The organism is Anaerovorax sp. IOR16, assembly GCF_017168145.1.
Lineage (GTDB): Bacteria > Bacillota > Clostridia > Peptostreptococcales > Anaerovoracaceae > IOR16.
Genome location: NZ_JADQTL010000009.1, coordinates 606,118 through 627,613, shown reverse-complemented (window position 1 = coordinate 627,613; position 21,496 = coordinate 606,118). Strand labels below are relative to the sequence as shown.

At 34.5% G+C, this 21,496-nt stretch carries 24 protein-coding genes; 8 read left to right on the top strand and 16 right to left on the bottom strand.

The features are described from left to right. The first annotated feature begins 229 nt into the window (after window positions 1-229). The 7 genes from I2490_RS06705 to I2490_RS06675 all read left to right on the top strand — a co-directional run bounded on the left by I2490_RS06705 (window position 230) and on the right by I2490_RS06675 (window position 7,027). Complete coding sequence (locus I2490_RS06705) at window positions 230-622, top strand: GntR family transcriptional regulator (RefSeq protein WP_206458973.1); 393 nt, start codon at window positions 230-232, stop codon at window positions 620-622. Further along, window positions 609-1,505 carry an ABC transporter ATP-binding protein gene (locus I2490_RS06700; protein WP_206458972.1) on the top strand — a complete coding sequence of 299 codons (897 nt, stop codon included), beginning with the start codon at window positions 609-611 and terminating at the stop codon, window positions 1,503-1,505. Before I2490_RS06705 ends, I2490_RS06700 begins: the two co-directional genes overlap by 14 nt. After that, the gene (locus tag I2490_RS06695) at window positions 1,480-3,636 is read left to right on the top strand and encodes a DUF6449 domain-containing protein (protein WP_206458971.1); all 2,157 of its coding nucleotides are present in this window, start codon (window positions 1,480-1,482) and stop codon (window positions 3,634-3,636) included. The genes I2490_RS06700 and I2490_RS06695 overlap by 26 nt, the downstream gene beginning before the upstream one ends. Before the next feature lie 175 nt (window positions 3,637-3,811). Further along, window positions 3,812-5,023, top strand: a complete 1,212-nt coding sequence (locus I2490_RS06690) for an NAD(P)/FAD-dependent oxidoreductase (protein WP_206458970.1) — start codon at window positions 3,812-3,814, stop codon at window positions 5,021-5,023. Between the two features lie 93 nt (window positions 5,024-5,116). Then, window positions 5,117-5,494: a GntR family transcriptional regulator gene (locus tag I2490_RS06685; RefSeq protein ID WP_206458969.1), complete on the top strand. Its 378-nt coding sequence runs from the start codon at window positions 5,117-5,119 to the stop codon at window positions 5,492-5,494. A gap of 16 nt (window positions 5,495-5,510) precedes the next feature. Continuing rightward, complete coding sequence (locus I2490_RS06680) at window positions 5,511-6,383, top strand: ABC transporter ATP-binding protein (protein WP_206458968.1); 873 nt, start codon at window positions 5,511-5,513, stop codon at window positions 6,381-6,383. Then, complete coding sequence (locus tag I2490_RS06675) at window positions 6,383-7,027, top strand: ABC-2 transporter permease (RefSeq protein WP_206458967.1); 645 nt, start codon at window positions 6,383-6,385, stop codon at window positions 7,025-7,027. Before I2490_RS06680 ends, I2490_RS06675 begins: the two co-directional genes overlap by 1 nt. A gap of 89 nt (window positions 7,028-7,116) precedes the next feature. Here I2490_RS06675 and I2490_RS06670 read toward each other — a convergent pair whose 3' ends face one another. Beyond that, window positions 7,117-7,254: a hypothetical protein gene (locus tag I2490_RS06670; RefSeq protein ID WP_206458966.1), complete on the bottom strand. Its 138-nt coding sequence runs from the start codon at window positions 7,252-7,254 to the stop codon at window positions 7,117-7,119. Between the two features lie 439 nt (window positions 7,255-7,693). Beyond that, window positions 7,694-7,984 carry a putative signal transducing protein gene (locus I2490_RS06665; RefSeq protein WP_206458965.1) on the bottom strand — a complete coding sequence of 97 codons (291 nt, stop codon included), beginning with the start codon at window positions 7,982-7,984 and terminating at the stop codon, window positions 7,694-7,696. A 111-nt stretch (window positions 7,985-8,095) separates the two neighbouring features. Between I2490_RS06665 and I2490_RS06660 the strand changes: the two genes are divergently transcribed. Further along, window positions 8,096-8,413 (top strand): hypothetical protein, encoded by a 318-nt coding sequence (locus tag I2490_RS06660; protein WP_206458964.1) that lies wholly within the window; start codon window positions 8,096-8,098, stop codon window positions 8,411-8,413. 69 nt (window positions 8,414-8,482) lie between these two features. Here the strand turns inward: I2490_RS06660 and I2490_RS06655 are convergent, their stop codons facing one another. The 14 genes from I2490_RS06655 to pknB form a co-directional block, all read right to left on the bottom strand. After that, window positions 8,483-9,667, bottom strand: a complete 1,185-nt coding sequence (locus tag I2490_RS06655; RefSeq protein WP_206458963.1) for a M20 metallopeptidase family protein — start codon at window positions 9,665-9,667, stop codon at window positions 8,483-8,485. 166 nt (window positions 9,668-9,833) lie between these two features. Further along, window positions 9,834-11,741, bottom strand: a complete 1,908-nt coding sequence (gene thrS, locus I2490_RS06650; RefSeq protein WP_206458962.1) for a threonine--tRNA ligase — start codon at window positions 11,739-11,741, stop codon at window positions 9,834-9,836. 428 nt (window positions 11,742-12,169) lie between these two features. Then, a complete protein-coding gene (locus I2490_RS06645) occupies window positions 12,170-12,580 on the bottom strand; it encodes a hypothetical protein (RefSeq protein ID WP_206458961.1) in 411 nt (136 codons plus the stop codon). Between the two features lie 2 nt (window positions 12,581-12,582). After that, complete coding sequence (locus tag I2490_RS06640) at window positions 12,583-13,026, bottom strand: hypothetical protein (protein WP_206458960.1); 444 nt, start codon at window positions 13,024-13,026, stop codon at window positions 12,583-12,585. A 74-nt stretch (window positions 13,027-13,100) separates the two neighbouring features. After that, window positions 13,101-13,247 (bottom strand): hypothetical protein, encoded by a 147-nt coding sequence (locus I2490_RS06635; RefSeq protein WP_206458959.1) that lies wholly within the window; start codon window positions 13,245-13,247, stop codon window positions 13,101-13,103. Between the two features lie 3 nt (window positions 13,248-13,250). Then, complete coding sequence (locus tag I2490_RS06630; RefSeq protein WP_206458958.1) at window positions 13,251-13,406, bottom strand: hypothetical protein; 156 nt, start codon at window positions 13,404-13,406, stop codon at window positions 13,251-13,253. Between the two features lie 20 nt (window positions 13,407-13,426). Further along, window positions 13,427-14,110, bottom strand: a complete 684-nt coding sequence (locus tag I2490_RS06625) for a hypothetical protein (protein WP_206458957.1) — start codon at window positions 14,108-14,110, stop codon at window positions 13,427-13,429. Between the two features lie 9 nt (window positions 14,111-14,119). Continuing rightward, a complete protein-coding gene (locus I2490_RS06620) occupies window positions 14,120-15,067 on the bottom strand; it encodes a hypothetical protein (RefSeq protein WP_206458956.1) in 948 nt (315 codons plus the stop codon). Beyond that, window positions 15,060-16,466 carry an ATPase gene (locus I2490_RS06615; RefSeq protein ID WP_206458955.1) on the bottom strand — a complete coding sequence of 469 codons (1,407 nt, stop codon included), beginning with the start codon at window positions 16,464-16,466 and terminating at the stop codon, window positions 15,060-15,062. The genes I2490_RS06620 and I2490_RS06615 overlap by 8 nt, the downstream gene beginning before the upstream one ends. Next, the gene (locus I2490_RS06610; RefSeq protein ID WP_206458954.1) at window positions 16,412-17,197 is read right to left on the bottom strand and encodes a hypothetical protein; all 786 of its coding nucleotides are present in this window, start codon (window positions 17,195-17,197) and stop codon (window positions 16,412-16,414) included. Before I2490_RS06610 ends, I2490_RS06615 begins: the two co-directional genes overlap by 55 nt. A gap of 1 nt (window position 17,198) precedes the next feature. Continuing rightward, window positions 17,199-17,831 (bottom strand): hypothetical protein, encoded by a 633-nt coding sequence (locus I2490_RS06605; protein ID WP_206458953.1) that lies wholly within the window; start codon window positions 17,829-17,831, stop codon window positions 17,199-17,201. Window positions 17,832-18,001: 170 nt separating this feature from the next. Next, entirely contained in the window at window positions 18,002-18,655 is a 654-nt protein-coding gene (gene rpe / locus I2490_RS06600; protein ID WP_206458952.1) for a ribulose-phosphate 3-epimerase, read from the bottom strand. Then, window positions 18,656-19,522, bottom strand: a complete 867-nt coding sequence (gene rsgA / locus I2490_RS06595) for a ribosome small subunit-dependent GTPase A (RefSeq protein WP_206458951.1) — start codon at window positions 19,520-19,522, stop codon at window positions 18,656-18,658. After that, window positions 19,522-21,492, bottom strand: coding sequence for a Stk1 family PASTA domain-containing Ser/Thr kinase (pknB, locus tag I2490_RS06590; RefSeq protein ID WP_206458950.1), 1,971 nt, complete (start codon window positions 21,490-21,492; stop codon window positions 19,522-19,524). Before pknB ends, rsgA begins: the two co-directional genes overlap by 1 nt. Between the last annotated feature and the right edge of the window lie 4 nt (window positions 21,493-21,496).

Below are 21,496 nucleotides of genomic sequence, written 5' to 3'. Positions count from 1 at the left end.
TATTAAATAATTTATCGCTTGTTATTTCTTTGACAATCATTTTATCATGTTTACTTCTTATTTTCAAACTAAAAAGAATATTCAAAATTTGGTATAAAGGTATAAATATTACCAAGCTAGTATGATATTCTCCTAATTTCCGGAATTATTATCGAAAAAATGGAATAAATTGTTGACTCTGTACTATTACATATAGTACAGTTATTATAAGTGAAAGGGGGTTGGTACTATGTTTCAATTGGATTTAAAATCTAGAAAATCAATCTATGAACAAGTGATCGATAACATAAAAGAATTGATTCTTACCGAAGTGATGATGCCGCATGAAAAACTTCCCTCTGTACGCGAATTATCCAAAACCTTAACGGTAAATCCAAACACAATTTTAAAAGCATACCGTGAATTAGAGCGAGAAGGATATTTGTATACCGTTGGGGGTTTAGGCTGCTTTGTTTCCGCAAAGGAAGACCGAAAAATTGATAAGAGAAAATTAGAAGAAGTGAAACACCGAATTCAGAATGATATTATGGAATTACGATATCTAGGGTTTCAGCCGAATGAAATTTGTAATTTTCTAAAACAAATAATTGAAGAAGGAGCATTCTGCCATGATCAAAATTAGTGAACTTGACAAGTCATTTGACGGTGTTTCAGCATTGAGTGACTTAAATCTGCACATAAAAAATGGTTCCATCTATGGTCTGATCGGTGAAAACGGTTCTGGAAAAACAACTTTAATCAAACATTTGATTGGTGTTTTAAAACCAGACAGTGGCAGCATTACCATAAATGGAGATCCGATTGAAAATAATATTAAATTAAAAGAACGTATGGGATATATTCCTGATGATCTTTATTTCTTTTCTTCTTATAACTTAAAAGAATCTGCTAGATTTTACGCTTCTGTTTATTCAAATTGGAATATGGAACGTTATGAAAAAATGCTCTCACAATTTAAATTGGATGAGAAGAGAAAGCTTAGTAAATTTTCAAAAGGCATGCAAAAACAGGCAGCATTTATTCTAACAATGTCTACAATGCCGGACTATTTGATATTAGATGAACCCATTGACGGACTGGATCCCATCATTCGAAAATTAGTATGGAAATACGTTGTAGAGGACGTCAGCGAACGCAAGATGACGGTTTTGGTTTCCTCCCATAACCTAAGAGAAATGGAAGGAATTTGTGACAGCATCGGTATATTAAATAAGGGCAAAATGAAATTGGAACGTGATTTAGATGAATTAAAATCCGATATCCATAAAATTCAAGTGGCTTTTAAAACGAAAGTGGAAAATCCGTACCAAGGGCTTAACGTGTTATACAAAGAAAGCCGAGGCAGTGTAGATTTGTTAATCATACAAAATAGAAAGGATGTTGTGGAAAGTATCATTAATGAACAAAATCCGGTGCTTTTTGATCTTCTACCGCTGTCCTTAGAAGAAATTTTCATCTATGAATTAGGAGGCAAAGACCATGAAATACAAAGTATCTTGTTTTAGCCTATCACGGCCTTTAATCCAAGAGAACCTTAGACGATATTGGCCAATTTCCGTGATTGGATTTCTCATTTACTTCCTTTCCGGTGTATTTCCAATTCTCCTAAGCTATCGAAATTTAACGGACATTTCTTACTACATAGAAACGGTTCTTCAAAATGAGCATCCGTTTTTCTTATTAGTGCATTTTGCATTGCCGATTATTACTGCGGTGGTTATTTTTCGCTATCTTCAAAATCCAAGCTCTGTTGCCGTGATGCATGCAATGCCATTCCGAAGAATTACACTTTATAACAGTCAAGTTTTATCTGGTTTACTTCTAATTTGTGTACCGGTGATAATAAATGGATTGATCCTTCTTGCGATTAGTAAACCGGTGATACCTTATGACTATAACAGTGTGGCTTATGCAGATGTAGTAAACGTATTTTCAAGGATGTCCATAATCAATTGGATTCTGCATTCACTATTAACTATAATATTTATATATGTTATCTCGATTTTTTCCGGCATAATTACAGGAAATTCACTCATGCATTTTTGCTCAGCAATTGCTTTTAATTTCTTAGCGCCTGCACTATACGGTGTATTGCTAATATATTTTAAACAATATTTATTTGGCTTTTATGTTAAAAGTGGAGAAACTTTAGCTTATAATTTATCCCCCTACCTTGCAATCTTAAATTCACATGAAAATTATAGCTCGACACAAATCATTGCTTACCTCATTGTAATTCTTTGTCTTTTTATTCTCTCTGCATTTTTGTACGAGAAAAGAAGGCTTGAAAAAGCGACAGATGTATTGGTTTACTCTTTCTTAGAACCGATTATTTGCTATTTGATTGCTTTCTTTACAATGACGATATTAGGTACTTATTTTAAATTTTTAGGAGATGGTTCTCCAATTTACAGTTATATCGGATATTTTTCTGGTGCATTTTTGGGATTTTTAATCGGAAGAATGGTCGTAAAAAAAACAGTACGAATTTTTAATTTTGCTTCCTTTAAAAGCTTTGGAGTATATGTACTGATTGCGATTGCATTCTTTATTTCCCTTGAATTTGATGTTGTTTCATACGAAAAACGAATTCCTGTAGCTAATACCATTCAACAGGTTTCTATGGATTATGCATTAGAGGATTATTCCTATAATTCTAATCGATTCAAAGATTCTGAAGAGCTTGTAACGGAATATCAAGATTCTGAGAACATTAAGAGTATTATCAACTTTCATAAGCAAATTGTTGCAGACAAAGATAAAATTCTAGAAAACAAGGAAAACTATCGTTATCGTACATCTTCAATTGTATTTACATACACAACGAATTCCGGTCGAACAATAAATCGTTTTTACCAGGTTCCCTATTGGCTCATTGCAGAGAATGAAAACTTGAAGACTCTTTATGAATCAAACGAATTCCGGTCGAATTTACTATTAACGAAAGTGGACGGAAACGATTTGCAAGAAGCAACAGTCTATAGCAGAGTTACTAATACAATTGATACCAGTGTTACAAACGATGACCTTAAAGATTTAGTCTCTGCAATTAATTCCGATGTCAAAGACCTGACCTACAAGCAGCTTTGTTCGTTTACAATGCCCCTATGCAGCATTGAAATTGAATATAAGGATCGGTCAAATCCTAGAAATATAACAATGACTGAAACAAAAAATACATCAACCGCTGCAAAAATCGATTATGAGACGAATATAAAAGAATATGCGATTCGTCCTTATTACACACATACTATCGATTGGCTAAACAAGCACGGATATGATATTTATACGGATTATATGAAAAAGGAACCACTGTACGCCGTCGGTATCCTTATCAGTGATGAAGAAACATACGAAAAAACATATCAAACAAGAGAATCCTATGTCGATCCATTTCTTGATTCGTACTATAATCTAGGGCTAGAACCTCCGCAAGAACAAGAAAATTTAATTGTGATCACGGACTTGAAAAAGATTCGTGAACTCTATGAATTAGGAAGTAACATTCAAGTGGATAATAATAAATATTACAGCATCCAAGTTGTATATAAGGGGAACAATGACGATGCTATACCTACAGAGTTTTATCTGGAAACTACAAACGCACCAGACTATATTTCAAATTTCTTTCAATAAATTTATATAAACAAAATGGGGTTTTATATAGGAGAAGAGCTTTACATTTGGTTGTGAAGCTCTTTTCTATTTGTTATGATATAGAAAATATTGTGAGATACTATAATAACGGTATTAATAGATAATAAAAAAATGCACAGCAATATTATGTGCATAATAATAAATGGAGATTTTTATGGTTTATGATTTAATAATTATTGGTGGCGGTGCAGCGGGATTATTTTCCGGTGCTTCTCTGCCTAAAAAAGTCAATGGTTTAATATTGGAGAAATCCACTTCATTAGGGAAAAAGCTTCTTATGTCAGGCAGTGGTCAATGCAATCTGACCCACAGTGGTAATATCAAGGATTTTCTATCCCACTATGGACAACAGGGTAAAGCGATTCGTTCTGTTCTATACCAATTTAATAACGATGCGCTTAGCTCTTTTTTCAAAGAAAAAGGTATTTCTACCATTGTAAGAGAAGATGGCAAAGTATTTCCAAAATCTCTGGAAGCAAAAGAGGTTTTAGAATGTCTTTGTTCCTGTTGTAAGGAAAACGGACTTTCCTTTGTCTTATCTTCAAAAGTTATAGATATAAAAAAAGAAAATGACTATTATTCTGTGACATGCGAAAAAATGACTTATCGGGCGAAAAAAATAATTGTAGCTACTGGCGGGTGTTCTTACCCAACTACGGGTTCTGATGGAAATTTCTTTCCGGTTTTGTCACAGCTTGGCATCAAAATTGAGACGCTCCATCCAGCTTTAACTCCAGTTTTTGTGGAAAACTACCCCTATTCATCATTATCCGGTATATCGTTTGATTCTGTTAAGCTTCTAATCACAACGAAAGATGGAAAAAAGATTGCTGAACACAGCGATTCACTCTTATTCACACATAGAAATTTTTCCGGACCAGTCATTTTAAATACTTCTCGCTTTGCGGCTCCCGGTTTGTTTTTACGAATTCAATACCTCCCTTTCATGTCAAGTGAGGAACTACTCTCTTTATTGAAAAAAAATTTTTCCGGAAATCAAAAACAACTGCTTACGGTATTACAGGAACTTCTACCACTTCCAAAAAGATTTTTGGAAGTGATTTGTGAACGTCTTTCTCTGTCCTCAAATCAGAAGTACTCACAAATTACCGGATCGGACGTCAAACGTCTCACTGACGTTTTGACAAAGGATTCTTATAGAATCAGTAGCTTAGATCAATACAACAAAGCTATGGTAACAGCTGGGGGTATCGCACTTTCAGATGTTAATTTAAAAACAATGGAATGTAAAGATTATCCCGGGCTATATTTTGCAGGTGAAACATTAGATGTAGACGGTGATACTGGTGGTTATAATCTACAATTTGCATTCTCTTCCGCCTATCTAGCTGCACAACAAATCTAAAAAAATTTTTTATTGTTCTATTGACATGCAACCAAACATACGCTAAAGTGTGTATATACAATATATACACTTTAGCGTATTGAGGTGCACTCTATGAATATTATTCTAAGTAATACAAATGAAAAACCCCTTTATGAACAAATAACCTCTCAAATAAAAAGTCATATATTAAATGGTACCTTAAAAGAAGGAGACCCCCTACCCTCCATGCGTTTTTTGGCAAAAGAATTGCGAATCAGTGTAATTACAACCAAACGAGCGTATGAAGAGCTGGAGCGGAGTGGTTTTATTGAAACGGTTACAGGAAAAGGCAGCTTTGTTGCTGCAAAAAATATGGAGACTATTCGAGAAGAACATTTGCGCATGACGGAACATTTTCTTTTACAAGCCATCCAAACGGCAAAAGAAAGTGGTATTTCTCTAAAAAAATTAAATGAATTGCTTTGTTCACTTTATAACAAAGATAAATAACCAGGAGGAAAAATTTATGCAAACGAACTATGCCCTAGAAATTAAAGGCTTAACAAAACACTACGAAAATTTTCATTTAGAGGATGTAAACTTAACCCTTCCAAAAGGATCGATTGTAGGTTTTATCGGTGAAAACGGTGCTGGAAAAACAACTACAATTAAACTCATATTAAATCAAATACAAAAACAAAGTGGTACAATTCAAGTTTTGGGTTTGGATCATGAAACGAATGAACGTGAAATCAAAGAACAGCTTGGAGTTGTTTTAGACGAAGGCTTTTTCTATGATTCCATGAATCCTCTTCAGATTTCTACGGTTATGAAATCCTTATACAAAAATTGGGATCATGCTTTGTTTCTAAAGTATCTCGATAAATTTAAACTGCCAAAAAAACAAGGCATCAAAGAATTTTCCAAAGGAATGCGTATGAAGCTATCCATTATAACTGCACTTTCTCATCATCCAGAACTTTTAATTTTGGATGAGCCTACAAACGGTTTAGATCCTGTTGTGAGAAATGAAATCCTAGATTTATTTTTGGACTTTATTCAAAATGAAGAACATTCTATATTATTTTCATCCCATATTACCAGTGACTTGGATAAGATAGCCGATTACATATGCTTTATCCATGAAGGAAAGATCATCCTGCAAGATAGCAAGGATAGTATTTTAGAAAACTACGCATTGTTAAAGTGTACTCACGAAGAATTTAAAAATATCGATCGTGAAGATTATGTAAGTCATCGAAAAAATACATTTGGCTGTGAAGTATTAATCAAAGACCGATCTTATATTAAACTCAAATATCCAAATCTGATTTTGGACTCAATAAACTTAGAAACCATCATGCTCTTTTATATTCTTAAACAGGAGGAAGTAAAATAATGAAAGCGCTTATTTTAAAAGATTTATTTAATATTAAAAAACAAGGAAAATTTATATTTGGGGTTGTTTTGATTTATGGATTAATCGGAATGTTCTTAGACGTTAACTTTTTGGGGCCATTTCTTATTATTTTGTGTTTGATCTTACCCATCAATACCTTCTCCTTTGATAAGTACTCTAAATGGGATAATTATGCCTTAACACTCCCCGTAACACGAGCGCAAATGGTAATCAGTAAATACCTGCTGGGCCTTTCATTAGCCGTTTTCGCAATACTTATAAATAGTTTATTTTATCTAATAAGTTATTTGATTCCGGGCAGTCAACCTATTCAGATTGAAGTGCATCTAATATTTTGTTATTCTATATTATTTGCATCTTTAATATGTTTCTCAATCTTATTTCCGTTTGTTTTCAAACTGGGAATTGAAAAAAGTCGTATTGTTTTATTTGTTATTTTTCTCATTCCCAGTATTTCCATTACGTTGTTTCCAGAACTCTTTGATTTGATTGAAGACAAATTTGGATTCCTGATGCAATATTCCTTTGTTTTTATTATACTTGTATCTTTAGTAATGCTGATTAGTATATTTACTCTTTCCATTTGTATCTCCATAGGAATTTTAAACAAGAAGGATTTTTAGTTAATTTGGGGTTTTAAATAGAAAAATCTGCCGATGAAATATAATCGGCAGATTTTTTACTAAAAAATTTTATTTTGTCATTGTCTTTCTTACTTACGCAAGGATTCTAAGATAGAATCTACTGTAAATGCTTCAATCGGTTTCGTCCACTGATTTAATAAGCTTTCTTTCTTTTCCTCACAAACATCACCATAAAATCCAATTACTCTTTCCATTACACGAATCATAATATATTACCTCCATATTGATTTAATTTTTAATTTAAAATTTTTTTCTTTCAATTTTTTTAATTTATTGTTTTAAAAAAATCTGCGTCGCTAGTTAAATCCTTCCCCTTCAGGATTGCCCCTCTTGATTGCCATCGGTGCAACATAAACAGCCTGATTCAAAAACCAAGACATATTTATCTACCTCCATTCCTTTCCTATACTTATTTAAAGAGCAGCAAAGCATGCTCCACTTTTCTGAAAATTCGTTTCTTTCGTTCCAAAAAAGAAAAAAAACCATAGCTAATTGCCACAGCGATTTTTCTTAACAAATCGTTATTGGTTTTTTCCTTTGTGATAATAGTATGCTATCACTTTAATAACGAGCTGTCAATACATTTTTTTATTTGTATATTTTATTATAACATTTATAAAATATTTAATATTCAAACTATTTCATTTACTCTTTTTCTTGCAATTCCTTTTCAAAATCTTCATCAGTTATGTTAACCGGAACAATAATATTTTTTGCATCTTCCAAGCATTCTTCAGGTACATATAAATCAATCGGGAAAGAAACATTATTCCCCATAATGATTTCTAATGCATTGGATGCACCTTGATACTTTTTCTCCATAGGAATCCCTTCACTTCTAAGTTTGGATTCTAAAATATCTGCTTCCAACGAATTTTTCGCTGTCGCTAAATATACACCATTACGCCATGCCTTTTTTTCTTTTCGTTCAAACATAAAAAACCTCACTTTCTTATTTTTATTGTATCATTAATTCTTTGAATCTCAATACAAAAATGTTACTATTATATTAGTATCTAATATAATAAAAAGAATGAGGTGCAATCTATGATAAAATCTGATGTTCACGTTCGTTTTGACATTTTAAAAACTATTTACGAACTAACAAAATCCAATAAGAAAAGATATCAAAGCATCTTTCCAGCGCAGATTGATAACTGTACTATTCAGGATATGTCCTTTCATCTGCGTACATTGAAAAACAAAAAATACTTAAATTATCAGCCCAGAATGCTTATGCGAACCTTTCAAATTGAGATCTTACCGGAAGGTACTGCGATTGTAGAAGACTTTACTGCAGCATATCACTCTAAAGAGGAAGATCGTGATGCACTAATGAATGCAGCACTTAAAAAATTAAAATAACCAACTAAAAAATGCACACAAACTATTAGTATTCATTTCTAACAGTTTGTGTGCATTTTTAATATATTTTTATTTTTCCAAGAGGGATAAAATATTTTGAACTTGTAGCTTTACCCCAATAGCCAAGCATCCTTCATCGATATCAAATGCAGGGTTATGTAGGTCTGCTGCGCTTTCATTTTTTTTATTTGTACACCCCAAGCGAAAATAGCACGATTTTCTTTCTGCTGCAAAGTAGGAAAAATCCTCTGTACCTAAATCAGGTGATTCCTCTATTACTACATTCTTCATACCTAAGATACGCCTAGCATTATGGCATACCACATCCACTACCTCATCTGTATTTATTAAAGGCAAATAGCTTTCTTCTATCATAAGTTCTGCTCTCGCTCCCATGGAATCAGCCACTTGCTCACATATTTTTCCAACTCTTTCTCTGACCAGTATTCTAGTCTCTAAATCTAAGGTTCTCATAATACCTTCGATTTGCACATAATCTGCAATTTGATTGCGAACCTTCCCTCCATGGATCGTTCCAAACGTACATACTGCCGCATTCGTTGGGCTTATATTCCTGCTGACAACCGTTTGTATCGCATTTAAAATATTTGCAGCTACTACGATTGCATCAATCGCTTTATCGGGATGCGCTCCATGTGCGGCCTTTCCATAGACTTTTATAGTAAGCATATCAGATGATGCATACATTTTCCCATATCTGATTCCAACTTGCCCCACTTTATACTTTGGTTCAACATGCAGTCCTAGGACATAATCAACATAAGGATTTTCTAAGCATCCTGCTTGAATCATTCTTTCTGCACCGCCTGTAGTTTCTTCCGCAGGCTGAAAGAAAAATTTTACATTCCCTTTTAATTCTCCTTCCATTGCTTTTAGAACCTTTACCACACCTAATAAAATGCTAATATGCACATCATGCCCACAAGCATGCATAATCCCAGGATTCTGAGAACAATAAGATACCGTATTTTTTTCTTGGATTGGAAGTGCATCCATATCTCCACGAATACCTATCGTTTTTCCAGGGAATGCACCCTTAATGGTTGCAACAACACCCGTATCTGCAACGCCCTTCTCATATTGGATACCCCATTCGTCCAAATGCTTGCAAATTTTATCCATGGTTTGATATTCTTTCCCCGATAACTCGGGATACTTATGAAAATGTCTTCGTATCTCCACAAGTTCTTTTTCAAGATTCAATTCTTTCAAGCGTTCATCTATGTTTCTCATAGAACAACTCCTTCTGAGTTTCTTTTTTTATTATTATAACGCATTTTATTACTTTTTCAATTTTATATATGATAGAATGTACTAATATAAAAAATATACTATATTACTTTATAAAAAAACAGGGGTCACATCAGACAATCCCTGCTTTTTAATTATTTATAATTTTTTATACTGCTTTTGTTTCAATTTCTTTTTGAAGCTTGTTGATGAATTCATCTATTGACATCGGATCCAATTCGCCTTCCTTGTTTGAACGAACCGGAAGCATACCACTTTCAACTTCTTTCTCACCAATTACAACAATGTAAGAATCTCTTGCATTTCTGGCTTCACGTATCTTATAACCAATCTTTTCATTTCGAATATCCACTTCTGCACGAAGACCGGCATCTCTAAATTTATTTTGCAAATCTAAAGCATAATCTGCAAATTTTTCCGTTACTGTTAGAATTTTAACCTGTGTCGGAGCCAACCATAAAGGAAATTTCCCAGCGAAATGTTCCGTCAAAATACCAATGAATCGTTCAATGCTTCCGAAGATAACACGGTGAATCATAACCGGACGATGTTTTTCACCATCTGCACCAACATAAGTTAAATCAAAGCGCTGCGGCATTTGGAAGTCCAACTGAATGGTCCCGCACTGCCATGTTCTTCCAATACAGTCTTCCAGATGAAAATCTAATTTTGGTCCATAGAAAGCACCGTCGCCTTCATTAACCACATAAGGCATTCCCTTTTCTTCCATGGCTTCTCTCAATGCAGTAGTTGCTAACTCCCACTCTTCCTCTGTACCCATTGAATCCTCTGGTTTTGTAGAAAGTTCAACATGATATTTAAAACCAAACATACTATATACACTGTCAATAAAATCAATAACACCTACGATTTCATCTTTGATTTGTTCCGGAAGCATGAAGATATGAGCATCATCTTGCGTAAAAGTACGCACACGCATCAAACCATGCAATGCACCGGAAAGCTCATGTCTGTGAACCTGGCCAAGCTCACCCATACGCATTGGGAAATCACGATAGCTATACATCTTTCTCTTATATACAAGCATGGAACCAGGACAATTCATTGGCTTTATCGCAAAATCACCATCATCAATCTTTGTAAAATACATGTTATTCTGATAATGATCCCAATGTCCAGATGTATGCCATAATGCTTCACTTAAAATCAAAGGTGTTTTAATTTCTTGATACCCACGTTCTGCGTGAGCCTTTCTCCAGAAAGCTTCTAATTCATTTCGGATTACCATACCTTTTGGTAAGAAGAACGGAAATCCAGGACCTTCTTCATATAGAGCAAAAAGATCCATTTCCTTTCCGATCTTTCTATGGTCTCTCTTCTTTGCTTCTTCCATACGCTCAATGTATTCATCAAGCAATTTCTGTTTCGGGAACGTGATACCATAGATACGCTGCAACATTTTATTTTTTTCATTTCCACGCCAGTAAGCGCCTGCTACACTTGTGAGCTTCACAGCCTTAACAAGACCTGTAGAGGATAAATGTGGCCCGGCACAAAGATCGGTAAAATCACCCTGTTCATAGAAAGAAATGACTGCATCTTCCGGCAAATCATTAATTAATTCAACTTTATAAGGTTCTTTTCTTTCCTCCATATACTGTATGGCTTCTTTTCGAGGTAATTCAAAACGAGTTAACGGCTGGTTCGCCTCAACAATTTTTTTCATTTCCTTTTCTAATGCAGCCAAATCTTCTTCCGTAAAGCGATGTTCTAAATCAATGTCATAATAGAATCCATTATCAATGGACGGTCCAATTCCAAACTTTGCATCCGGAAACAAACGGGTAATGGCATTTGCTAAAATATGAGAACTTGTATGCCAAAATGTATGCTTTGCTTCTTCGTCTTCAAATTTTAATAAGTCTAATTCACAATCCTTATCTAAGAGAAAACCCAGTCCTTGTATCTGTCCGTCCACCTTTCCGCAAATGGCTTCCTTAGCAAGCCCTTGAGAAATAGACTTTGCGACTTCTTTGATCGTTGTGCCTTCTTTGACTTCACGGATGCTTCCATCCTTTAACGCTACTTTAATCATTTTTTTCCTCCCTAACGTTTTTTATCGATATGAACTAATATTGTTACAATTAAGATATGGGATAGACTTTTTACATCCCATTTTTTTATATATCAATCTAATAGAAAACAATCTTTCCTATAATATAAAAAAACCAGGTATTGCAATGCAATACCTGGGGCAATTCTGCGGTTCCACCCAAGTTTATTCTTCATTATTATAACGACAGTAATACAATCTGCCGGCATCCTTCATCAGGAGCTGCTCCAAGATGGTCATAAATACACACAAATCTGGATGCTTACAGCCATATCTTCTTATAAAAAGATGAGACATCCATTCTCTAACATTTGAGCCATTGTATTATGTTTCTTATCCTCGCATTTTTTGTATTCAATTATATCTTATTTATTATATATCGTTTCTCAATTACAGTCAAGATAACCATTTTATTTTTCCCAGTTTCTCCATTCATATTTTGCAACTCGCGATACTTTGTTTATTGATAAAAAAGGAAGACGAAATAAATCATTTTCCATTTCATAATATAATTTTACTGTTACTTCAACGGAGTCATATATAACTTCATACTTCAGACTTCCCTTACACACTTTTTTTAATGATTCTTCTGCAAATCTTACTTGTGAAGATATAAATTTATTCGCTTCATTCTCTTCAATACACCATTCCCCTTTGCTGTATTCTTCTTCATTATAATAAAGAGCAGCTCCTGCGGCACAATCCTCTGCTGTCGATTTTAAAAATAACTGTATTTTTTCATACTGTGCCATATCTCCGTTATATATAAGGAAACTCAGGTTAATGAATAGTATCCCAATAAAAACCAAAAATACTTTCATAATTATTCCGTCTCCAAGGGAAGTCTTTCACTTGCTGTATAACTTTCGATAATGTACTCCCCCTTATTTTCCTTATCCTTTATACCAAAAAAACGATTTCCTGCAATCACCTTTTCAATCGGTACTGCTACTCGATAATAGATCATACCTCTTGTTGGTATTTTTTTACCCTCATTTTCAAATTGGTTGACGCGGTATTGCACCTCTTTTGTTACCTCAACTTGAATTTCATTCTGATTAATTTGAAAATCCCGTGCAATTTTCTCACGCATGCGATTTTCAATTTCATCCGTAAAACATCCTTTCTGCTTGGCTTCTTCCTTGGCTGTATAAACATAACTTTGAAGACGACCGATATTACCAGAATTTTTTTGATCTAGTGTAAATTGCATCATAAATAATAATAGAAACGGAAGAACTGCGGCAAGGACAATTAAATTCTTCATAACTCCTTGTAGGATGTATCTATCATTAAATACATCAATACCCCTTTCTTTTTAACATTCAACTTTAACATTCCTCATGGTGATTGCGTTCGTATATCAATTTCCTGCTTCCAGACATCTTGTACCACAGAATAAATACTGTCATCTTGAGCTCCCATAATCATATGAAAAATGGATACGCCTAGTAAAATTGTAGCCATCATAACAATTATTTGTTTCATTTTCTAATCTCCATTCACAGCATCCTCATTAAGTATTTTAGTAATACTCGTTTTCGCAGTATCGGTAATCGCTTTTGCAGGTTGTTTGAAACTAAGAACCATCATTGCCAATGCAATTCCTAATACTATCATTGCTACCATTACAATTACTTGTTTCATTTGCTTTCCTTCCTTTCTCTTCATTGAAACACCCATAATAGAATTTTTTGCTGCTCAATAAAATAAGCTACATAAATAAAATTAATCAATACTAACATGACATTAATAACAACAGGTAAATATATAATATCGCTTAAAATTTCATCTTTTTTTCTTTGGTTTGTTCGTTTCATTTCCTTAATACTGGTTTGATATGTTCTTAGAGTTTCCCACCAATGGTTCGGATCCATTTCCTCCCACTGTAAAAGAAGCCTGCCGTAATCGGCTCCAATTGCTGTCCCCATATTTTTTGCAAAAACACTCAGACCCTCTTCCTTATGGTTTACGCGTACGTAATGAAGCAACTTAAGGTAATGCTTCTGCATAACTCCTTTTAAATCAGCCAGCTCCTCTAAAATCCATGGTGTGCTCATTTTCGCTCCTCGTTCAATGACAATCAAGTTACGCAAGTATGAGATCCCTTCATAAATTTCACTTTCATACTTTTCTTTTTTTATATCGTTTCTAAGCCTTACGAAAGTATGTAAAAAAATATTTTTTTCTCCTTTACACAAAATCATTCTATATTTTTTCTTAACTAAATTTTTTAACACAGATGCTTTTTTAATTTTAGGGAATCTTCTAAACTTAGGTGTCCAAAGAATAAAAATGCCTACATAAAAGAAACTTAAAAAAATCATAGAAATCCAAATACTTTGATACATTTGCCCTCCTTAACAATCAAATCTACGATGATTGATACAATCTAAAATAAGTAAATTAAATAAAAATGAAAACCAAATAAATAAGAAAAACAACAGCCCCTGCGAGGTTCCGAATTGATTTTTACAAAAGCTTGAAAAAGGTAAAGCCATATAACGGCAGGATAAAAAAATAGTAGCCAAATAAAGCAATGGAATCATAAAAACAGTCATTCGAGTTGCCTCACTGTTCATACGTTTACGCTCTTCAGAAGCACTTCTCGCATCTCGCAGTTGAATTAAAATATCCTCAACTGCCAAAGAAATATCAACTCCCTTTTCTGCTGCCATACGCAGATTCGTGGCCAACATCCGACTCCAGTTTGTATGAATTCCGAAATAATAAAGATCACAAGCATTTCGAATTAAAATTGGATTTCCTGTATTTCGTAATCGAATTAAAATCTGAAAAAATAATCTCCGACTTACCTTTAAATCCTCCAAATGCTCTACCATTTCTTCTAATGTTTCATAAAGATTATATTTATGAATGCGATATTGCCGTAAGAATTCTGAGATAACCTTCTCTCCTTCAAAACTGCCTCTATGTCGAATGCTCTCCAATCGAATTCTTAATAGTCCATATGGCAATCCGCCTCCAAAAATACTTAGAAATAAGACGGTGACCCCAGAAAAACTCCGAATTCCAAGATAGAATAAAACCACAGAAAGCAATAAACTGAAACCGATAAACATATGGCGATTAAACAAGGTGCATCCAGTTGCAGTAAGAAGTTGCTCCAAATGATTAGAAATAGCAAATCCTCTTCGATTTTCATATTTCATGTGAAGTCGCTTTTGCACGATTAGTTTCTCCTGTAATTTTCGAATGCTAGGATACAATAATATAAAATATCCACTTAATAAAGAAGCATAGAGTATCGTAAGCATAAGAGTCGCAGCATAAATACTTTTATTCATTGCAATGCACCTCCTGGTTTGATAAGAATTCTAATTGTTTTTTGAATTGATAATATTGTTCTTCGCTTTCTTCGAATCCGTGAATTTCTATCTTCTTTGCAATATTAGAAAAAAAACGCCATCCATCCTTCTGGTAATCATACAAACAAATTGGTTTCATTCTAATCTCTTGATTTTTTTCATCTAAACTCAATTCATAAATACTTTTTAAACGTTTTTGATTTTTATCTTTTAACTGGACAAAATGAAAAATATAATCAAAACTTTGCGCTACTTTAATCATAGTTGAATGTAATTCCCCACCTCTTTCCTTTAATATCTCGATAGCTACATCCATTGAAAATTGTAGAGGATCTCTGGTATGAAAAGTGAGCTTCATTCTCTTTGTTCCTTTTGCAGCAATTCGCAAAGCGGTATCTAAAGCATTTCCATCTCTTGCTTCTGCAAAAATAAAATAATCAGCATCACTTCGTAAAAGGTTTTTGGTAATCCCGGATAAACGGCTTTCATCTGCCAGCAACTGAACAATAGGTGCATCCGGCATTAATTGTTGTAGCGGTATTTCAGGATCTGTCTCTACCATTACACCTTCTAAAGTTGGATTTTCATAACTCTGCCAGGTTGATAGAAAGGTAGTTTTTGCAGTACGAACTGCCCCCGTAAACACTACATTGTATCCTAATTGAACCATGGTTTGAAACAATGGAATCGCGTCAAAAGGAATGGTACCGCGTTTTGCCTGCTCTTCAAATCGATATTGTGGAACGATATAACGTCGAAATATAATCACATCTTGTTCCCTTTTTGTCATGTTTTTTCCAAATATAGTCACTCTTGTCCCATCAAGCAAATAAACTTCATGATATTCCTTGTCCATACGTTCATGCGGAGTTAGTAATAAAAAAGCTCGAACCATTTGTTCACGACGATTTTTGCTAATGGTTTGTGGTTTTTTTACCATGTGGCCTTCTTCTAAAAAATAAATTCGATCCCCTATAATCTTCGCAGAGCTACTTTCATAAAATGGATTGGAAAACCACTGAGCAATGCCGGCCAATCCCCAATTCTCATGATAAACTCCATCAATGAGATTTTCATACCAATTAGGGAAGTCGACTGTTTCCGCATGTTCCTCCTTGATAATCGACCTGATTTTTTCTTTAAAATAAGTCACTTCATTCTTATATCCAATGATTGCTTTTTTCTGAATATCCATATAGGAATGTAGGTTATCATTTTGATTCTCCAATTCATAGAAAAATATTTCTTTTACACGTTCACATAGAGAAAAGAAATTTAGATCGTTTCTTCGAATGTCGTTTTCTTCCTTTGCCAGATATTGATCTAAATAAAACTGATCCATCGCTTTTTCCTCTTTTCTTCGTCTTTCTTCAAACATCCTAATCCACATTGCTTCAAAATAGAAGCAGCAACCTTTGCAATATCATTATTATAGGAATTGTCACCATAAGAAAGTAAGGATTTCTTATCCGTCTCTGCTTGCCTAGAAAATTTAGAATCTTGTACCCTAAAAAACAATTCATAAGAAAGAGCAAACCTTTTTCCAATATAATCTAAAGTAAGCGGATCGTCTTCTCGAAAATGATTGATGATAATACCTTTATCATTGATATCTAAACGTTTGTAAAAATCCAATTTCATTTCATATTTCCGTAAAGAGGACTCTCTTTGTGATACAATTAAGTAAGTCAATTCAGAGCTTTCTAAAGCACCCATCGTCAATCCACAGTCCAAATCATTGCCGCAATCTGCAATAATCAAATCAAATTTACCTTCGATACAATCTAAAAAATATTTTGTCATTTCCGGAAAATAATTTCTTTTTTCCAAATAATTTTTAATCCCACCTAACATGTATAAATTTTCTGATTGCTTACTCGCATGCATCACTTCTACATCATTTAAAATATGACTATGAATCTGTAGGCGAAACCCTCCTACGGATTGAGAAACATAGTTTGCATAATCCTTTCCATCACCAGTCGAAAATACTACCCACAGTATTTTAATATCCTTACGATTTTTTGAAATCAGTTCAGCAACCGATTGAGAAATCATCGTAGTTCCGACTTTATGATCTGAACCATGGAAAGCAATTAAATTTTTCACTTTATTCTTCCTTTCGTTTTGCCTGCACAAGTAAAAATCCTTCCGATGATTCTTCCGCCATATGTCGAATCCCTTCATACTCAGAAAGAGCAGCAATAATTTCTATGTGACTAATTTGAGCGGTTGCATCCGTTCGTTCTAAAATATAATCCTGCATAATGCTTTCTTCATTTCTCACTTCTCTTTCTTTTTCATCCTTTACAAAAGCAACGGGATAGTAACCAACAAAGGTTCCACTCTCTGCCAAATAAAAGTCAACCCAATCCCCCCGACGCAAAGAACTGCTTCTAGAGTCAATCCATTCAGGTTTTATTAAAAATACAGATTTACCTTCTTCAATTAATGCATGTTTTTTACAAAAAGTATCCGCTGTAACCTGCTGATTTTTTTCAATGATTTGAGCCGTTACTTTTCCTTGCAGTCGACTTTTATCTTCTTTTGAAAATGCTTCCTCTACTTTGTTTTCTCGAAGAACATAGACTAGTTTAAATTGATTGGTATTTACCTCTGTTCCCATTGGTATGCGTTCTGCTGCGACGAAAACCTGATCCATTAGAAAACACTCTCTTCCTTTGGTCTCCCAGAAAAACAATCCGCAAATTGAACTTACCACAAGTATGATTCCAATCCACATTCGAATTCCTCTCAATTTAATCAACCTTTCTTTTGGAATAATTACCATTTTTTTCAATTTTATTATGACTGTATTTTTTTATCTTGTCAACCATTTTTTTACATTTAGAATAAAAAAAAAGCGATATACTAGTTTTCATAGTTTATCGCACTTTTTTATTTATTTTTGATTTATTTCATCAAGTTTAAAAATTGATGAATGCGATCATCCATATCCGATGCTCCAAATACAGAAGACCCCGCTACTACTAATTCTACACCGGCATCCAATACAGTCTTCACATTATCCAATGTTATGCCTCCATCAATTTCAATGATCAGATTTTGATTACGTAATTCTTTTTGTTTCTTTAATTCTTCTGCTTTATGCAAAGCAGAAGGAATAAACTTTTGTCCGCCGAATCCTGGATTGACAGACATAATCAATGCCAAATCAATGTCTTCTAAAATATAATCCAATGCTGCTAAAGGCGTTGCCGGATTTAAAGCAACACCTGCTTTGATGCCTAAAGAATGGATTAATTGAACAGTTCGGTGCAAATGTGTACATGCCTCTGCATGTACCGTAATTATCTCTGTATTATCAGTTACAAAGTCTTCAATATACCTTTCAGGGTTTTCTATCATCAAATGTACATCAAACGGCATTTTTGTTTTTCCAAGTAAGCTCTTCATAACAACTGCACCATAAGAAATGTTAGGCACAAAATGCCCGTCCATAACATCTACATGAATTACTTGTGCTCCTGCTTTTTCAATCTGTGCAACTTGTTCTCCTAATTTTGAAAAATCCGCTGAAAGAATGGATGGTGCTAATCGATTCATTTAAAATCTCCTTTTTTCTTGAATGGCCTTCATCATAGCCATATACGATTGATATCTTGATTCTTTAATTTTTCCTTCACTTACCGCTTGTGTGACCGCACAGCTGGGTTCCTTTAAATGTCTGCAATTGTCATATCGACACATCCCCTGATAGGGAACCATTTCTGGAAATAAAAATGGTAATTCCTCTTCGTCGGTCTCTAAAACATCGAATGATGTAAAACCCGGTGTATCAAAAACTCGGCCCCCGGACTCCATTTCAAAAAGCTCAGCATGACGGGTCGTGTGTTTGCCACGCTGGGTTTTTTCACTGATTTCGCCTGTCTCCATGGCATAATCTTCTCGTAGGCAATTTAACAAAGTAGACTTTCCTACTCCGGAAGGGCCTGCTAATGCACAAGTTTTCCCTTCCATTTTACTTTTTAAATCCAATATACCAACTCCGCTCTTTCCGCTGACACAGCATACCGGATAAATAGCTGAGTAAATCTCATATAAGGAATGAAGCTCTTCTTCCTTAACCAAATCGGCTTTATTGATGCATAATATCACTTCAGTATGATTTTCTTCAGCCATAACCAAGAACTGATCAATAATTGTTAAGTTCGGTTTCGGCTTTGCTGCAGCACAAACCACAACAAAACAGTCTACATTGGAAATCGGCGGACGAATGAATACATTTTTACGCTCATGTATTTCAGTAATAATTCCCTTGCCGTCTTCTAAAACCTCTATGTGTACGTAATCTCCTACATGTGGAATCAATCCATCTTTACGAAAGATTCCACGCGCTTTGCATTCATACAAATTATCATCACAGCTTACATAATAGAAGCCAGCAATTCCCTTTAAGATAATTCCTTCCATTAGCTCAGATCTCCGGTTGCAAAGTCTACATTCAATCGCTGTACGACTTCATTGTCAAACATAACGGTAATCGTACCCTTTCCTTCACCAGAAACAGAAACAATGCTGGAACCATCATTTTTATCACGTTGTTCTCTACTGATTGGTGTACTTACTCCATTTTCGTCAGATACAATAACCGTCAACCAGAAAATAGGATTTTTTGCATCACTATAAGAAATGGTCAAATCAACCGTTCCCTGTTTTCCGCTTGCTTCTCCCTCTCCGGAACTAATCACTAAATCAATCGCCGTTCCTTCCTTTACCATTACTCCAGCATCTACACTTTGAGATATGACTTGATTTTTCGCATAAGAAGAGCTTGCTTCATAAGAAGGATTACCCAAAGCCAACTTATATTTCGTTAATTGATCTTTTGCACGATCAAAATCCAATCCTTGTAAATTTGGCATCTCAACTTCTTTATTTTTGCTGCCAAGACTGATTTTTAAGCTTATTTTAACCCCAGGAGACGCCTCCTCACCAAATGCAGGCGATTGATCAAAGATAACACCTTTTGCATAATCACTGTAATCTTCCGATACCAATCCTTGTGAATATCCATAGGTTTCTAAGATGAACTGTGCATCAGAAAGAGTCTTACCCACTAAGTTTGGAACCGTTCCAGACTGCATACCTTTACTTATATTTACTTTAACCTTGGCACCTTCCTTTAGCTTCATATCTTCTTCCGGACTTTGTGACACAATACAGCCTTCTTCATAATCCGAACTATAAACTTCATTTCCTTTTTCTAAAATTAAATTTAACTCTTTTAATTCCTTCTCTGCTTCTTCAAAAGTATAGCCTCTTAAATCCGGAACGGTTACCTCCTTTGGTGCTAACATTGCCTGCACTCCATTAACCAAAAGACCGCTTACCGGAATTGCACATAATAACGCTAATATAATTGCTGCAAATTTCACCTTATTTAATTTAAATCTCTTTTTCTTACCTTTTTCCTTTGCCATTTTGTCCTCATCCTTTTCCCCATTTGCATGATTTATCGGTTGATTCTCTTTTAACGCTGCTGCATTTTTTACTGGTGACATTACAATCGTTGAGTTTTTATCCTTTGTCTTAGAATAAGATGCAGCTCTGCCTGTGGAATTATAATTGATTAAATTTAATGAAGTTAACATATCTTCTGCAGACTTATAACGATTTATCTGATACTTATTTGTTGCCTTTAAAATAATTTCTTCTAAATCTGTTGGTATATTTGGAACCAACTCCGAAGGAGGGATCATTTCATCATTAATATGCATAACCGCAACAGCAACTGGATTTTCTCCATCAAACGGAACTTTTGCAGTCACCATTTCATAAAGGACAATTCCTAATGAATAAATATCTGATTTCTCATCAATATAGCCACCTCGAGCTTGCTCCGGAGAAAAATAATGCACAGAACCCATAATTGTCTCCGTTTGCTTGCCGACAATGGTACCACTGCTTACTGCTTTGGCAATCCCAAAATCAGTAATTTTAGCTACACCTTCTTGGTTAATCAAGATATTATGAGGTTTTACATCCCTATGTATCAGATTACTCTTATGCGCAAGGCTGAGAGCCGAAGCAATCTGCTTTGCAATGGATACCGCTTTTCTGACTTCCATAGGACCTTCTTCTTTAATTAAATCACTTAATACCCTACCCTCAATTAGTTCCATTACAATGTAATGAATGTTCCCCTCTTTACCAACATCATAAACATTGACAATATTTGAATGTACTAAGCTTGCTGCTGCCTGCGATTCTCTTCGAAAGCTTTCAATAAACTTTATGTCTTTCGTAAATTCCGGCTTTAAAATTTTAATGGCTACAAATCGATTTAACAATCGACATCTTGCCTTATAGACAACGGCCATTCCACCTTCACCGATCTTTTCTATTAACTCATATCTTCCGGCAAGTATTCTGCTACTCATCGCC

Bases quoted from the DNA above. Each gene is read 5' to 3' on its own strand.
- pknB (WP_206458950.1), bottom strand. From the start codon at position 21,492: ATGAGTAGCAGAATACTTGCCGGAAGATATGAGTTAATAGAAAAGATC.
- I2490_RS06665 (WP_206458965.1), bottom strand. From the start codon at position 7,984: ATGTTTGAACGAAAAGAAAAAAAGGCATGGCGTAATGGTGTATATTTA.
- I2490_RS06685 (WP_206458969.1), top strand. From the start codon at position 5,117: ATGAATATTATTCTAAGTAATACAAATGAAAAACCCCTTTATGAACAA.
- I2490_RS06605 (WP_206458953.1), bottom strand. From the start codon at position 17,831: ATGTGGATTGGAATCATACTTGTGGTAAGTTCAATTTGCGGATTGTTT.
- I2490_RS06635 (WP_206458959.1), bottom strand. From the start codon at position 13,247: ATGAAACAAATAATTGTTATGATGGCTACAATTTTACTAGGCGTATCC.
- I2490_RS06660 (WP_206458964.1), top strand. From the start codon at position 8,096: ATGATAAAATCTGATGTTCACGTTCGTTTTGACATTTTAAAAACTATT.
- I2490_RS06640 (WP_206458960.1), bottom strand. From the start codon at position 13,026: ATGAAGAATTTAATTGTCCTTGCCGCAGTTCTTCCGTTTCTATTATTA.
- I2490_RS06645 (WP_206458961.1), bottom strand. From the start codon at position 12,580: ATGAAAGTATTTTTGGTTTTTATTGGGATACTATTCATTAACCTGAGT.
- I2490_RS06620 (WP_206458956.1), bottom strand. From the start codon at position 15,067: ATGAATAAAAGTATTTATGCTGCGACTCTTATGCTTACGATACTCTAT.
- I2490_RS06705 (WP_206458973.1), top strand. From the start codon at position 230: ATGTTTCAATTGGATTTAAAATCTAGAAAATCAATCTATGAACAAGTG.
- I2490_RS06700 (WP_206458972.1), top strand. From the start codon at position 609: ATGATCAAAATTAGTGAACTTGACAAGTCATTTGACGGTGTTTCAGCA.
- I2490_RS06630 (WP_206458958.1), bottom strand. From the start codon at position 13,406: ATGAAACAAGTAATTGTAATGGTAGCAATGATAGTATTAGGAATTGCA.
- I2490_RS06655 (WP_206458963.1), bottom strand. From the start codon at position 9,667: ATGAGAAACATAGATGAACGCTTGAAAGAATTGAATCTTGAAAAAGAA.
- rsgA (WP_206458951.1), bottom strand. From the start codon at position 19,522: ATGGAAGGAATTATCTTAAAGGGAATTGCTGGCTTCTATTATGTAAGC.
- I2490_RS06615 (WP_206458955.1), bottom strand. From the start codon at position 16,466: ATGTTTGAAGAAAGACGAAGAAAAGAGGAAAAAGCGATGGATCAGTTT.
- I2490_RS06680 (WP_206458968.1), top strand. From the start codon at position 5,511: ATGCAAACGAACTATGCCCTAGAAATTAAAGGCTTAACAAAACACTAC.
- I2490_RS06625 (WP_206458957.1), bottom strand. From the start codon at position 14,110: ATGTATCAAAGTATTTGGATTTCTATGATTTTTTTAAGTTTCTTTTAT.
- rpe (WP_206458952.1), bottom strand. From the start codon at position 18,655: ATGAATCGATTAGCACCATCCATTCTTTCAGCGGATTTTTCAAAATTA.
- I2490_RS06670 (WP_206458966.1), bottom strand. From the start codon at position 7,254: ATGATTCGTGTAATGGAAAGAGTAATTGGATTTTATGGTGATGTTTGT.
- I2490_RS06695 (WP_206458971.1), top strand. From the start codon at position 1,480: ATGAAATACAAAGTATCTTGTTTTAGCCTATCACGGCCTTTAATCCAA.
- thrS (WP_206458962.1), bottom strand. From the start codon at position 11,741: ATGATTAAAGTAGCGTTAAAGGATGGAAGCATCCGTGAAGTCAAAGAA.
- I2490_RS06675 (WP_206458967.1), top strand. From the start codon at position 6,383: ATGAAAGCGCTTATTTTAAAAGATTTATTTAATATTAAAAAACAAGGA.
- I2490_RS06690 (WP_206458970.1), top strand. From the start codon at position 3,812: ATGGTTTATGATTTAATAATTATTGGTGGCGGTGCAGCGGGATTATTT.